The 14,770-nt window shown below is 40.1% G+C and carries 11 protein-coding genes and 1 tRNA gene; 5 read left to right on the top strand and 7 right to left on the bottom strand.

Features of this window, described 5'->3' with window-relative positions; translation table 11 throughout:
- The first annotated feature begins 6 nt into the window (after positions 1 to 6).
- Positions 7 to 83, top strand: a tRNA-Pro gene (locus tag CEF17_RS02070).
- Between the two features lie 171 nt (positions 84 to 254).
- On the opposite strand, the gene CEF17_RS02065 is transcribed toward CEF17_RS02070, so the two are convergent.
- The 6 genes from CEF17_RS02065 to lepB all read right to left on the bottom strand — a co-directional run bounded on the left by CEF17_RS02065 (position 255) and on the right by lepB (position 6,511).
- On the bottom strand, positions 255 to 767 hold the full coding sequence (locus tag CEF17_RS02065; RefSeq protein ID WP_100398072.1) for a small multi-drug export protein: 513 nt from the start codon (positions 765 to 767) through the stop codon (positions 255 to 257).
- A 15-nt stretch (positions 768 to 782) separates the two neighbouring features.
- Positions 783 to 1,358 (bottom strand): TetR/AcrR family transcriptional regulator, encoded by a 576-nt coding sequence (locus CEF17_RS02060; RefSeq protein WP_100398071.1) that lies wholly within the window; start codon positions 1,356 to 1,358, stop codon positions 783 to 785.
- A gap of 281 nt (positions 1,359 to 1,639) precedes the next feature.
- The gene (locus CEF17_RS02055) at positions 1,640 to 2,659 is read right to left on the bottom strand and encodes a LacI family DNA-binding transcriptional regulator (protein ID WP_100398070.1); all 1,020 of its coding nucleotides are present in this window, start codon (positions 2,657 to 2,659) and stop codon (positions 1,640 to 1,642) included.
- A gap of 63 nt (positions 2,660 to 2,722) precedes the next feature.
- Positions 2,723 to 4,003, bottom strand: a complete 1,281-nt coding sequence (gene hisD, locus CEF17_RS02050; RefSeq protein WP_054636682.1) for a histidinol dehydrogenase — start codon at positions 4,001 to 4,003, stop codon at positions 2,723 to 2,725.
- Positions 4,004 to 4,428: 425 nt separating this feature from the next.
- Positions 4,429 to 5,598, bottom strand: a complete 1,170-nt coding sequence (yhbH, locus tag CEF17_RS02045) for a sporulation protein YhbH (protein ID WP_100398069.1) — start codon at positions 5,596 to 5,598, stop codon at positions 4,429 to 4,431.
- 361 nt (positions 5,599 to 5,959) lie between these two features.
- Positions 5,960 to 6,511: a signal peptidase I gene (gene lepB / locus CEF17_RS02040; RefSeq protein ID WP_100398068.1), complete on the bottom strand. Its 552-nt coding sequence runs from the start codon at positions 6,509 to 6,511 to the stop codon at positions 5,960 to 5,962.
- A gap of 425 nt (positions 6,512 to 6,936) precedes the next feature.
- On the opposite strand from lepB, the gene CEF17_RS02035 reads away from it, so the two are divergent.
- Positions 6,937 to 7,950 (top strand): hypothetical protein, encoded by a 1,014-nt coding sequence (locus tag CEF17_RS02035; RefSeq protein WP_100398067.1) that lies wholly within the window; start codon positions 6,937 to 6,939, stop codon positions 7,948 to 7,950.
- Positions 7,951 to 8,008: 58 nt separating this feature from the next.
- Here the strand turns inward: CEF17_RS02035 and CEF17_RS02030 are convergent, their stop codons facing one another.
- The gene (locus tag CEF17_RS02030; protein WP_100398066.1) at positions 8,009 to 9,904 is read right to left on the bottom strand and encodes a PrkA family serine protein kinase; all 1,896 of its coding nucleotides are present in this window, start codon (positions 9,902 to 9,904) and stop codon (positions 8,009 to 8,011) included.
- Positions 9,905 to 10,263: 359 nt separating this feature from the next.
- On the opposite strand from CEF17_RS02030, the gene CEF17_RS02025 reads away from it, so the two are divergent.
- The 3 genes from CEF17_RS02025 to CEF17_RS02015 all read left to right on the top strand — a co-directional run bounded on the left by CEF17_RS02025 (position 10,264) and on the right by CEF17_RS02015 (position 14,694).
- Positions 10,264 to 12,126, top strand: a complete 1,863-nt coding sequence (locus CEF17_RS02025) for a transglycosylase domain-containing protein (protein ID WP_100398065.1) — start codon at positions 10,264 to 10,266, stop codon at positions 12,124 to 12,126.
- Between the two features lie 38 nt (positions 12,127 to 12,164).
- Complete coding sequence (locus CEF17_RS02020) at positions 12,165 to 13,295, top strand: sugar diacid recognition domain-containing protein (protein ID WP_100398064.1); 1,131 nt, start codon at positions 12,165 to 12,167, stop codon at positions 13,293 to 13,295.
- Positions 13,296 to 13,554: 259 nt separating this feature from the next.
- A complete protein-coding gene (locus tag CEF17_RS02015) occupies positions 13,555 to 14,694 on the top strand; it encodes a glycerate kinase (protein WP_100398063.1) in 1,140 nt (379 codons plus the stop codon).
- The last annotated feature ends 76 nt before the right edge of the window (positions 14,695 to 14,770 follow it).

Genomic DNA, 14,770 nt, shown 5'->3' with positions numbered 1-14,770 from the left:
TAAGGGCGGGATGTAGCTCAGCTTGGTAGAGCACAGGCATGGGGTGTCTGGAGTCGCAGGTTCAAATCCTGTCATCCCGACCAGCCACCACGTACTAAATCAAACCAGACTCCTTAATGGCTATCCAACCACTAAGGAGTATTTTATTACTCTTATTAACATAGAAAGATAACTGCCAGAACCTCTACAGGAAGGAAAAATCCCAAGCTGGAAGTCTTTTTGTATGGCTTAGTAAATAAAAAAGTTCGGATGTATTATCCGAACCATGACAGCATCCATTCAATTCCATAAAAAGATGCAACTGTCATTCCAGCAGCCCATAAGGCCAAACTTGCATTCATCCACAGAGCTATTTTCGTTTTGTTGGCTTTGAAAGCCATCGCAAACAAAGTCGCAAGATGGATCCCCGTAATCGCCGGGCCTGTAATGGCGAGCCCAGCCAGCCCATACTTCTCGAATATCCTTTGCATTCTTTCTTTTCTGGCTTGTTTCTTTTGGAGCTTTTCCTCATTTATTTGTTCGTTCTTTCTTTGTTTGTTCAGTTCCCTCTTCTTCTTCCACGCAAGATACCATCGGTTGTTTGTAAGCCAATGAAACTTATACAGAAGAAGAAACACAGGAATGGCATTTCCCAGGAACGCAATAAATCCTACAGCAACAGGATTCAACCCTGCTCCTATTCCTATAGGGATAACCACAAGCATTTCAAGCCAAGGAGTAGCAGCCATTATGAATATACTAAAGTACCAGCCTATCACTTCTAACATTTATCCCACCTGCTCTCATGCTGTAATGCCTTTCCAAAAAATTTCCCAGGAAGCCTCCACTTTTTCTTTCACTTTGGAAGTCTCATATATAAACATTTCTGTTGCTACGCCGTCCACTAAGCAATAGTACGCTTTTAAATACGTATCTACAGGACCTTCTCTTATTTCTTTATTGGAAATACCTTCAATTATAAGGTTATTAAATAGGTCGTCTGTTACTCCCTCACATCTTAAAAAGCGTGTTTTAATTTCGTTCTCCAATTCCTTTGGAGGAAACATTAATACGCGCATATAAAGAACACCTACATCATGACTGCTTAAAAATTGGCATGTGGAATATAACACTTGCTTTAATTTGTCTTCTACGTTGCTTTCCCCAAGAGCGGAGAGAGAGTCATGGACATAGGTAATGTAAGACGTGAAAACATCTTCTACAATTACTAAGAACAATTCTTTTTTGCTTGAAAAGTGATTATACAGGGATGGCTTTTTAATACCGACTTGGTCAGCAATGTCTGCCAAACTTGTTCCATTGTACCCGTGTTCAGCAAACAAGGCCCTTGCAGCCTCTTTAATTTCATCTATTCTCATTGCTTTTCTCTCTCCTTTCCCCTTTATGCCAAGCTTATGAAACTAACGGTCGTTAGTAACAATACCTCATCCTGTTTTTTGAGTCAAGAAAGAGCGTTTGTGCACGGTGAAGGGGGAATACTCTTACAATTGAAAGAGCTCAATTTACTATACAAATTTGTACTCCTCACACTCGTTTTGGTTCTATGTGGACAACTGACACGTTTAACGTTGCCCCTCCTTTTGTTGAACAGCATATTCATTTCAGCAAAAAAAACAGCATCATAAGTGATGCTGCTTTTTCATCCGTTATTTCTGTCTCTTACTGAATTTCTTTCTACAAGACTTCCTTGCAGTCCTTTCATGATAGGCTGATCACTGCTTTTATTTTCCTCTTCAAGTAACAGCTTGATAGAATGTTCAACCATTTCATCAACTGGCTGAAGCCAAGTTGTTAATTCATAAGAAGCCCATCCGGACGTTTTTACGTTATCAAAACCAATTATGGATATATCCTCTGGGATCCTGTATCCCATTTTTTTAATCGCATCCATGGCTCCAAAAGCTGATACATCATTGGCACAAAAAATTGAATCAACAGCTGGATTATCTTTCAACAACCTGATTGCTGCGTCAAAACCGCCTTCATAGGAATACTTTCCATCTTCAGAAGGAAAAGTTACGATTCCCCCCTCAAAAAGGGCTTCCTTAAAACCTTTCTCCCGGTCTATAGTTGTAGAAGTATTCGTTGGACCTGAAATAAAAGCAGGCTTTTGATGGCCCTTTTCAAGCAAATATGCGCCTATTTTCTTTGCAGCTGAATAATTATCACAATATACTGCGCTGCAGCCAGAAAAGTAGATATAGCGATTAAATAACACAACGGATATCCCGTTTCTTAAAAACCTATGGACCGCTGAAGAAGCGAGAAGGGCATCTGTAATGATTACCCCTTCGACGCTGTATTCAATAAGCTGACTGATTTCGTCTTCTTTAATTTCATTGTTCTCTGAGTTAATAAAGAGAAGCTGGTACCCTCTCTCCGAAAGCTTATTGTAGAACTTTTCAAGTACTTCTGGATAGAAGGGGTTCCCAACATTCCTCATTACAATTCCAATGATTCTTGATTTATTCGTAGTAAGTCCTCTTGCAAAGGCATTAGGCTGATACCCAAGTTTCTCCGCAGCTTCTAATATTCGTGCTTTTTTCGTTTTTGATACACTCGAACTCTTGCTAAAAGCTCTGGAAACACTAGATTGAGAGACGCCTGCAAGACGAGCAACATCTGTAGCAGTTACTTTTTTATTACTTTCATTACTCACTTTTCTCTCCTCCTGACTACCGTCGACAGAGAGAATTATACCAAATTCACTGATCCTTTTTCATTATTGCTTATTTCCATATCTTCTGACACGCAAGGAAGCCTGCTCTTTATGGCCCATAAATCCTTCTAATTCACAAAGACGCTCTGCGTATTCGCCGATTTCCACAGTGGCTTCTGGAGTCACACGCTGATACGTGCAGTTTTTAAGAAATTTCCCTACCCATAACCCGCCAGTATATCTGGCAGCCTTTTTGGTTGGAAGTGTATGGTTTGTACCGATTACTTTATCCCCGTATGCTACATTTGTTTCTGGTCCAAGGAACAGTCCGCCAAAGTTCGTCAGATTTTCCAGGAAGTAATTTGGATCCTCTGTCAGTACCTCTACATGCTCATAGGCAAGTTTATCGGCTTCCACTACAGCCTCTTCAAGACTGTCAACTAAAATGATGGTACCATTATCTCTCCATGCCACTTCTGCCACATCCGCTGTTGGAAGTACTTTAAGCTGTCGCTGAATTTCGTCCTCAAGCTCTTCAGCAAGTTTTCTTGAAGTAGTAATCAAAGCACTAGGAGATGTCGGGCCATGTTCAGCTTGTCCCAGTAAATCCGTTGCTACGATTTCAGCATCAGATGTTTCATCAGCTATTACCAAGGTTTCAGTAGGGCCAGCAAATAGATCAATTCCTACACGGCCATAAAGCTGACGCTTTGCTTCTGCGACAAACGCATTCCCTGGTCCTACAATCATGTCTACAGGGTCGATTGTTTCCGTTCCTACAGACATCGCCGTCATCGCTTGTACGCCGCCCAGAATATAAATTTCATCAGCACCAGCCATGTGCATCGCATACACGGTGGATACTGGAATTTCTCCCTGTGCTGGAGGGGTACAGGCAATCACTCTTTTCACTCCTGCAACCTTGGCAGTCAAAATACTCATGTGAGAAGAAGCAACCATAGGATAACGTCCGCCTGGAATATAGCACCCTACGCTGTTAACAGGGATATTTTTATGACCCAAAAATACTCCCGGTCTTGTTTCTACTTCAATGTCTTTAATAGAATCCTTCTGGTGTTCAGCAAAGTTTTTAATCTGTTCCTGGGCAAATTTAATATCCTCTTTAACTTGTTCAGGGACTGATTCAATTACTTTTTGGATATCTTCCTCTGATAGACGAAAACTCTCTGGAGACCACTTATCAAATTTTTCAGATAGTTCGCGGACAGCAGAGTCACCGTTTTCTTCTATATTTTTAATAATGCCGCTGACTGCTTCCTGGACTTTTGTATCTGCTTCCTGGATTTCTTGTTCGCTTTTTCCCTTTTTAATAAACGTTGCCATGTAAGTGTCACTCCTCAATTCATATAATTTATAATTATTACTACCCGACTTTTTTGCAGTTTGAGAGTTGGTAACGTCTCTTTGATGCTACTGCAGATCCAACACTTTTGAATACGCATTCAAAAGTACACAAAAAAATGACTCCCTGATTATTCATATTACTTTTCATTTACATTAGTTATAAGTATTAAGCAGTAACATTGCACCTTCAATGTTGTCGATTCTTCAAAAAAGTCAGTTTTTTGAATACGTATGCAATTATATCTCTTTTTTTCTTTCGTGTAAACGTTTTACTGACATTTTTTAAAAAATTTTGTATGATTCTTTATCAACGAGCTGTTCCTTGAATGAAAAATAATTCAAAATTTCCCCAGTCGGTTTCCATGAAATAGAAAGGCTGCTCAAGATGAACAGCCTCCCTTCCTTTAAGCATACAGCTCATTTTCTTCTTTCCGAAAGAACCATTTTAAAGCCTCGAATATATCTCCTTTTTGCTTCAAAATAAAATACCTGAAACGTTCATCTTCAATGTTCTTATATGAACTCATCAACGTAGAGTGACGGTGATATTGGTTAACTTCTGCGTATCCTACCATACTCGACAGCTCCATGAGCTCCTGGATGTGATTAAGGCAACGAGCATTATCGGAGGTTAAGTTGTCTCCATCGGAGAAGTGAAAAGGATAGATATTGTAGCGTTCAGGATTGTATTTCTGGTCGATTACTTCCAAGGCTTTCCTGTAAGCTGAAGAACATATAGTTCCTCCACTTTCCCCTTTTGAAAAGAAATCATCTTCGGTCACTATTTTTGCTTCTGTATGATGAGCAATAAATTCAATTTCCACAGTTTCATACTTGGTACGTAAAAACCTTGCCATCCAGAAAAAGAAACTTCGAGCCATAAACTTTTCCCATCTTCCCATTGAGCCTGAAGTATCCATCATCGCTATGACTACTGCTTTGGATTCAGGACGGATTTTCTCATTCCACGTCTTAAATCGGAGATCATCGTTATGAATCGGGTTGATGCCAGGTTTTCCATCCATAGCATTTCGTTTAATTGCAGATAAAATAGTCCTTCTTTTATCAATATTCCCCATGAGCCCTTGTTTCCTAATATCATTAAATTCAATGTCTTCTATAACGATATTATCCTCTTCTTTTTCTTGAAGGTTCGGTAATTCCATTTCACTGAAAAGCAGGTTTTCCAGTTCCACAATAGAAACCTCTGCTTCATAGTAATCTTCCCCAGCCTGGTCACCAGCCTGGTCTCCCTTGCCGGGAGCTTTCTGGCCGCTTCCTGGTTCACGCGCCACAACGTCCCCTACTTCACTATCTCCATCGCCCTGGCCAACATGTTTGTTTTTATCATAGTTATAACGGATCTTGTATTCATCAAGGGAGCGGATCGGTATCCTGACCACTTCCCTCCCATTGGACATAATGATATTTTCTTCACTGACAAGGTCTGGAAGATTTTTCTTAATGGCCTCTTGTACTTTTTCCTGGTGCCGCCTTTGGTCTTGATGGCCTTTGCGATGGAGGGACCAATTTTCTTGAGATACAACAAAATTATGCCTTTTTTCTTTTCCCATCTTACGCCCTCCTTACTTTTTCATTTGAACTGGTCACAATAAATGAGTTTGATTCATACACTAAAGCGATTATGTCATTTAAAGGGTTTACTTTATCCTATGCAGAGAGACAAGAGAGTTGCTAAAATTTCAGATAATTTCCTCAAGACAAGCTTCCTTTTTCAATTGGATATGATGCTTTTATCCTTTAGTCTCGCTGTAAAGAAGACCTGTCCAGAGCATAAGGGTGTTTTTGCCAGATAAGATAAGCTGCATTGGGAAAACAGCCCGGTTACAAGGATAAGCTGAAAAAAATAGCCCCCACGTTAGTGAGGACCATCCTTTACTGATCTTTTATTATTTCATTTTAAAAACTGTTTTTTTATCGTACAAAAGAAAATTCACTTACCGGCCAGTAACGTACATTTGCCTTGCCGACTACATCCTCAAAAGGGATAAATCCTAATTGCCTGCTGTCCAGGCTGTTTCTTCTGTTATCTCCAAGAACAAAGATATGGTTTTCCGGAACCTCTATTTGGCCAGTCAGCTCTTCAAGCGTGAAGTCCGGAGTGTATGTATCCCCTTCAAACCCGGCACGCCAATCGTCTAAGTATTCTTCCTCATAAGCCTCACCATTGATATAAAGAATATCATCTTCCACTCTTAGTTCATCTCCTGGAAGACCAATCACTCGTTTAATATAATCACTATCTTCTGTAGCATGAAAAACCACCAAATCAAAGCGAGTTGGCTCAGAAAACTCGTAACCTATTTTATTTATGATTAACCTCTCTCCACTTTGTATGGTCGGCATCATTGACTCTCCATGGACCATGTAGTTAGCGAAGAAAAAGGTTCTTACAATTAACACGATGAGTATAACAATAGCGAACGTTTTGACCCAGTCTAATACTTCTCTTGCTACACTGCTCATAACGACTCCTCCATTTCTTCCCTTAACTTTACCACTCAATGTTTTGATAAACAATTAAAATTTTACAGGGGTAAACTTATGTATTCTTTACGTAAAACTTATAAGAATGTACCCTTTTTTCTTCAGTAAAAATCGTATTTCGTTTTGAAGCCAGGAAGAGAAAATCATCAGTGTGCTTCTCCTTTAAACCTTTTTATAGATCGGTCAAGAAAAAAGAAGGAAATAAATGGTTTTCGTAGAATGTGGTTTACAAACTATGTAAACGGGTAAATACTAGAGGTTCCACCTTTGACATTTTCACATATTTTGACTAGCATATAATAGTTGATAAGTATTTTTATCCCAAAGCATTATTATCTTTTCTTATTTTACTAGATCCAGAATTCATTTTTACAAAGGGATATTAAGCGAGGAGTGTGAGGAGTATGAAGCACTTATTTATAGTCTTTTTATTTACTCTTTCTGTGTTTCATTTGTGCTCTTCTTCTACTGCAGCCAAAAGTGAGTCATCTGCTGAAGCAGACCCTGCTTTTGTTCAGTATGAACTTAAGGGAAATAATGTAACTTTAACGTGGCAGCCAAAACCAGCCCTGGGCTATCAGATTACTATAGAAAATTATGAAATAAATAATGAAACGTTACATTTATATTATTCTCTTCACTTTGCTGATCCCGCGACGAATCCTTTACAGGTAACTACATATCCTCAGGCAGTGGTGGAGCTGCCAGTAACGGATGAAGAGATTGAAGATGTACAATTGTTTGAAGTTAGGGATTCATATGTTTTTAAAGAACACAGACCGCCGGTAGAAATTAAAGAAAACAAAATCTGGAACATTGATTTTAGTTCACCAGTTGTTTCTTCTGCTATTAATAATGAAACTGTTCACATAGTTGACGATGACAATAATCCAGTAGATACAGTTATTCTTCTAGCAAACAACAGAGAGGTGAAGATTCTTCCCCCTGAAGGAGGCTACGAACCAAATAAGCTCTACAGCTTATACGTTGCTCCTTCTATTACAAATCAAAATGGGGTTGAAATGGAGCATGGTTTTAAGCAGACATTTTATACGGGCCTTCTGAAAAGTGACATAGATTTGAATTTTCAAGATGGAACGATCCTTGGTCCACAACCATCACAAGGACAGCAGGAAGAAGCATCCAATGAGGACAGTGACACCGACCTCCTTATCTCCTTTGCTAATGACGGGGAAGAAGAAGAAGTTACAAAACCGATATTTGAGGAAGAATTTGAAATTATCCCCCTTACTGTAGGGGAAGAGGGAAGAGAATTTATTATCCACAAAACCTTTCCTTCCAGTACAGAAACCATAAACGAAGACCACTACTTTTTTCCATTGCAGTATAACAACCCTTTTGCAGACTCCATGCGCCGTTTCTTCCTGGTTCCCTATCTCCAGTATTTAGAAAGATAAAAAACAGGAATAAAAAACCTCTTGTACCTTCACAGGGTACAAGAGGTTTTGTTAACATTTAACGATTCAATAAACTCCCCACATATCTAAGCAGTTCGTTAGCGGAGACAGAATTATATCCATGCTCATCAATTAACCGTTCTATGACACTATTAATCTTTTTCAACTGTGATTCATCCGGCGTTTTTGTGGAGGTAGTAATTTTCACAACGTCTTTTAAGTCAGCAAATAGTTTCTTTTGAATTGCTTCGCGCAAACGTTCATGAGAATTATAATCAAATTTCTTTCCTTTGCGGGCATATGCTGATATCCGAATAAGGATTTCTTCCCTGAACGCTCTTTTCGCATTTTCAGAAATCCCAATCTGCTCTTCAATGGAACGCATCAGCTTTTCATCTGGATTCATTTCTTCACCGGTAAGTGGATCCCGAAGTTTGTTCTTATTGCAGTAGGCTTCTACGTTATCAAGGTAGTTATCCATAAGCGTCTTCGCTGATTCTTCATAGGAGTAGACAAATGCTTTCTGAACTTCTTTTTTCGCAATTTCGTCGTATTGCTTTCTTGCAATAGATATGAAGTCCATATATCTTTCTTTATCTTCCTGAGATATAGAAGCATGCTGGCTTAACCCATCCTTTAAGGAACGAAGAACATCCAGGGCATTTATCGATGAGATCTCCTTCCTGATCAACGCAGAAGAAATCCGGTTAATCACATAACGTGGGTCGATTCCATTCATTCCTTCGTCTTGATGCTCTTTTCTTAACTCATCGATGTCCTGTTCGTTAAAACCTTCAACATCCTCTCCATCGTATAAACGCATTTTCTTAACTAAGTCCACACCTTGCTTTTTCGGATCTTTCAGCCTTGTCAGGATAGTAAATATGGCTGCAGTCCGCAAAGCATGAGGAGCAATATGAACGTGAGACAAGTCGCTTTCTTCAATCATTTTCTTATAAATTCTCTCTTCTTCAGTCACCTTTAAGTTATAAGGAATATTCATTACAATAATACGAGAGTGAAGTGCTTCATTCTTTTTATTGGCTATAAAGGACTTATACTCTGCTTCATTCGTGTGTGCAACAATAAGCTCATCTGCGCTTATTAACGCAAATCTTCCCGCCTTGAAATTACCTTCCTGCGTTAAAGAAAGCAAATGCCACAAAAATTTCTCATCACACTTAAGCATTTCCTGAAACTCCATCATACCTCTGTTTGCTTTATTAAGTTCTCCGTCAAATCGGTAGGCACGGGGATCGGATTCTGAACCATATTCTGCGATTGTGGAAAAGTCTATGCTTCCAGTTAAATCTGCAATATCCTGAGACTTGGGATCAGACGGACTGAACGTTCCTATTCCCACTCTTTTATCTTCTGATAAAAAGATCCTTTCTACTATTACATCTTCAATATGGCCCCCATATTCTTTCTCAAGTCTCATTAAATTGAGAGGGGACAAATTGCCTTCTATTCTGATTCCATACTCTTTAAAAAAATCTTCACGTAAATGGTGAGGAATCAAATGAAGGGGATCCTCGTGCATCGGACACCCAGAAATTGCATAGACGGCTCCTGGATCCGTATGAGAATACTTTTCCAATCCTCTTTTCAGCATTGTTACCAGCGTGGATTTCCCCCCGCTGACCGGCCCCATAAGAAGAAGTATTCTCTTTCTTACGTCAAGCCTTCTAGCAGCTGAATGAAAATATTCTTCTACCAGTTTCTCAAGGGAATCTTCAACCCCGAAGATTTCTCCTTTAAAAAAGTTATAATGTTTTTTACCATCTATTTCCTCAATCCCAGCGTCTTTTATCATATTATACACCCGTGAATGAGCAGTTTGGGCAACGTGAGGGTTCTCTTTTAAAATATCTAAATACTCCGCAAATGTACCTCTCCACTTAAGCTTCTCTTCTTCTTCCCTGGAGTTACGAATTTTATTTAAAATGTCCACCTGATAAAAGCCTCCCTTTCTTAAACTTCTAAAATTTTGCTGGCTGCAAAGGGGGGCGCAGGCCGGAACGTTTGACCTCCGCCTATGTTGTTCTGTTACTCATTTTTATGCGGTCTTATGAAAAAGATAACCTGTCTCTGTTTATTCCTTTAATAAATTTAGGGTCCGGCTCCTGATATTCAATGGTTTCCAGCACTACTGGCAATATCGTTGCCGTATTTCTTTACCAGCTTGGACCTCCTGAGCAGCCAGCCATACTGGATAAAGAAAATAGAATCCAGTATGGTGATTCATGGTAAAATAAAGGTTCATTAACCAGTTTCTGCATTCAGTCACAGGTAGAAAGAAGGAACGCGAGCATGAGAGTTGCAACCGGCTATACAGTCATTTTTCTTTTTGTTGCAATATTTATTGTTGTATTTTTGCACGTGATTGATGAAGCAAAAAGTATTCGTCCATTTCCAGCAGTTTTGGCAGAGGAAATTGATGTCACTGATGTGGAGTTAATGAATATTAGCTATATGTATGATACAAATGGTGATCTTATTTCAGAGATTGCCGGGGAAGAGAAAAGAAAATATCTTCCTCATGATGAGATACCGATTATGTTTAAACACGCTTTTCTGGCAACAGAAGACCGTCACTTCTATGAACACCAAGGCCTGGATATGTCCTCTGTGGTCAGAGCTTTTATCACTAACATTCAATCTCAATCCATTGAACAAGGGGCCAGCACAATCACACAGCAGCTCGCCAGAAATTTATTTTTGGATCACTCACAATCCTATAATAGAAAGCTCAAAGAAGTGTTATACGCTTATCAAATGGAACAGGAATACAGCAAGGAAGACATACTGGAACTCTACCTAAATACAATTTATTTTGGCAATGGAGTGTACGGGATTGAAACTGCCAGTGAATTTTACTTTGATAAACCGAGCCAGGAACTTGCTGTAAACGAGATAGCTTTTCTCACCGGCATTCCGGCCAATCCTACATTCTATAATCCTTTAACAAACTTTGAAAATACGAAACAGCGCCAAGAATGGGTCCTTGAAAAAATGACAGAATACGAAAGTATCAGTGAAGAAAAGAAAGACAGTGCAATAGCAGCTGAGGTTGTTCTTCAGGTGAAAGACCGAGTGGATCAATACCCTTCATACGTCACCTACATAGAATATGAGCTTAAAGAGCTGATTGCAGAAAACGAAGGATTTACCAAAAGACTTAACAATGCTGAAGGAGAAGAAAGAATTGAAATAGAAAGAGAACTTCAAGGACGTACAATGGAGTGGCTGCGTTCAGGCCTGAAAATTGAAACCAATCTTCAACCCTCTATACAAGATCAGGTTAACCACGCCTTATCGAGTCATTTGGGTGCACAGGAAGCCGAAGGAACGGCTGTGGTGGTTGATCATCAAAATCACAGCATTGTAGCTGTTTCCGGTGGAAAGAATTATAAGAAATATGATTTCCACAGAGGCTTCCAGGCATACCGCCAGCCAGGCTCAGCAATCAAGCCTCTTCTCTCTTTTGCTCCTTATATCGAAGAGCACGGGGTATCCATTAATAGTTTAGTCAACGGCAGCCGGTTTTGTACCCAGGGATACTGTCCCCGCAACTTTGGCGGAGCGTCATATGGGCATGTCTCTTTGAACCATGCGTTTACCCACTCCATTAATACAGCGGCTTTAAGATTGGCAGAGAGAACTGGCCTTGAAACTGCCTTTTCCTACTTAGAACCTTTTTCTTTCTCTAAAGTCACAGAGGATGATTATTCCTATCCCTCTGTGTTAGGAGGTTTAAATCAAGGTGTTACCCCTTTAGAGCTGACTAGAGCGTATACCACTTTTTCTAATAATGGCATATACACTCCCCCGCGGGGAATTCACAAAGTCACTGATTATGACGGGAATGTACTACTTGAGTGGCCTCACAAAGAAACGAAATTGTGGAGCACAGAGACAAATGAAAAGATGAGAGCCCTTCTCCAAAACGTGATAAAAGAAGGAACAGGAAGAAACGCATCCTATGAGTCTCATTTGGCTGGCGGAAAAACAGGAACCACCAATAGTTACCATGACCTTTGGTTCGTTGGTTATAATGAAGCCTATACAACTGGTGTGTGGATAGGCAAAGATCAACCTGGTTCTATCCAGCCCTTAAGCTCGGAAGGAACTCACCTGGCTGTCTGGCGCAGTATTATGAGTCAGATCCAATAAAGCCGCTACGGCTGTTTTATCAACGGAAGGTGGATAATATGCTAAATAAAGATCTTGCCTCTGAGATTGTCCAAAGGACAATGGGTATTATTGATTGTAATGTGAACGTCATGGATAGAGAAGGAAGGATCATTGGTTCAGGTGAACCAAAACGACTGAACCAGGTTCATGAAGGAGCACAAAAGGTCATCCGCAAACAAACTCCTATTGAATTTTCCAGAAAAGAAATTGATGAATTAGATGGTACTCTCCCGGGTATAAATCTCCCAATCAGATTTCAGGGGACCATTGTAGGTGTCATCGGTTTAACGGGTGAACCCGAAGAAATAAGAGGGTTTGCTCAGCTTGTACAGATGGGTGCCGAGTTAACATTAGAACACGCTGCTTTAGCGCAAGAGATTCAAAGTGATAAAAGTGTCAAAGAAAGTACTCTTTCCCATTTATTACTAAATACTGAGACAGATGACACCTTTGTAGAAGAGAGAGCGCGTTCTGTAGGAATTAATATACATGCTTATGGAACTGTATTTTTATTTTCATTTCCCTCTCGTCAGTCTAGTACCTTCAAAAGCTGGCTTGAGCAACATATTGCAGAAGAAGGAGACGAATTCATTCGCTTATATACATCAGAGTTAATTTTTTTAAGAAAAGGAGGCACAAAAGCAGCTGATTCAGCGAGAAAGGAAATAAATCACTGGCTATCTACCTCATCCTTTCAGGGAGTAACAGCTTCATGCGGGCCTGCTGAGTACGGTTATAAAGGATGGCGCCACTCTTTTGAGGTTGCTCGTTTACTCAATAACGCAGCTGCCGCCTTAAAGAAATGGAACACGGTATGGACAATGGAATTTTTACATACAGAGGCCATGTGCTATGGATTTTATCAAAATTTCCCTAAAGAATCTTTCCCCTTGATACAAAATTATAAAAAGGTTTTATTAAATGAAAATGGTGATGAGTTGCATAAAACTTTATTAGCCTTTATTGAAGAAAACGGTGAGATGATAAAGACGGCAGAACGACTTCATATACATAGGAACACCCTTGCCTACCGTCTTGAAAAGATACAAAACATAACTGGAAAAAACCCTAAATTAATCAGTGACCTGTTTGATCTTAAAGTGAGCCTTCTATTCGCATTAATCGATGAGAACAGTGTGTCGTCGTAGGTAAATTTCTTTTAAAAGAATAACTACTTTTGTGCCGCTGCACGATAAAATCCATTATTTTTCACTTTTCTCTATTCAGTTGCCTAATGAAAGTTACTTTGTAAACGGTTATCCTAGAGATAGAGCCCCCTCGTAAACGGGGATGTCAGCAGGGAAATTCCAATCGCACTTAAAGTCATGGCCTAGGAAAGTCTTGTTGATTCTACCTCCGCATTAATATATTTAGTATTTCGCTTATTTTAGAAAAGGAGTGATCCACATGGTAAAAGTAGTCATTGCACCGGATTCGTTCAAAGAATGTATGACAGCACAAGAGGCCGCTACTGCCATTGAAAAAGGGTTTCAGCAAGTCTTTGAAAAGGGCATTGTTATTGATAAAATCCCTATGGCTGATGGCGGTGAAGGGACAACTCAATCACTTGCCGACGCTCTGAACGGAAAGATTTACACTACTGAGGTTACTGCCCCTATGGGACAAAAAGTGATGGCCTCCTACGCTGTGTCAGGCGACAAGGAAACTGCAATTATGGAAATGGCTGAAGCATCAGGTCTTTCCCTTGTTCCCGCTGAGGAAAGAAACCCTCTTACTGCTTCTACATACGGAACTGGAGAATTAATTAAAGCTGCGTTAGACCATAATGTTTCTAAAATTATTATTGGAATTGGAGGCAGTGCTACAAATGATGGCGGAGCCGGGATGATCAAGGCCCTGGGGGGAAAGCTGCTGGATCATAAAGACAATGAGATCGAAGAAGGAGGAGCTGCTTTAAAGGAGCTTAGCCGCCTTGATTTGGAAGGTCTGGATCCAAGATTAAAACATGTTAACATTACTGTGGCTTGTGATGTAACCAACCCTTTGACTGGTCCAAAAGGAGCTAGTGCTGTCTACGGCCCTCAAAAGGGAGCCACAGAAGAAATGGTAGAAGAACTGGATGAAGCTTTAAAGAATTTTGGAATGATACTGGAAACCAGCACTGGTAAGCCTGTTTCAGACATTCCAGGTGCCGGGGCTGCAGGGGGCTTAGGAGCTGGTTTGCTTGCATGTCTTCAGGCAGAGTTAGAGTCTGGTGTGACCATTGCTCTCCAAGAAACCTCCTTTCATGATAGAGTGAAAGACGCCGATTTAGTGATCACAGGAGAAGGGAAAATTGACAGCCAGACCATATACGGAAAAACTCCAATAGGAGTAGCACAAGCCGCAAAGAAACATGGTTGTTATGTTGTAGCTTTGTGTGGCAAGCTTGAGCACGGATATGAACCAGTGTTAGAGTGTGGAATTGATGCTGCATTCAGCCTCGTGCCTGGCCCTGTATCACTGGACGATGCGATGAAGCACGGAGAACATTACTTAGAAGACCTCTCGCGAAATATTGCTGCCATCATTAAGCTACAAATGTAATAATTACATGAGGCTAGGACAAAGCTGTTTCATCTAAGTAAATTAGGCACCAATTATCTTCTCTTGATAATTGGTG

Source organism: Bacillus sp. FJAT-44742 (assembly GCF_002797315.1).
Lineage (GTDB): Bacteria > Bacillota > Bacilli > Bacillales > Marinococcaceae > Thalassorhabdus > Thalassorhabdus alkalitolerans.
This window is presented reverse-complemented; position numbering and strand designations above follow the sequence as displayed.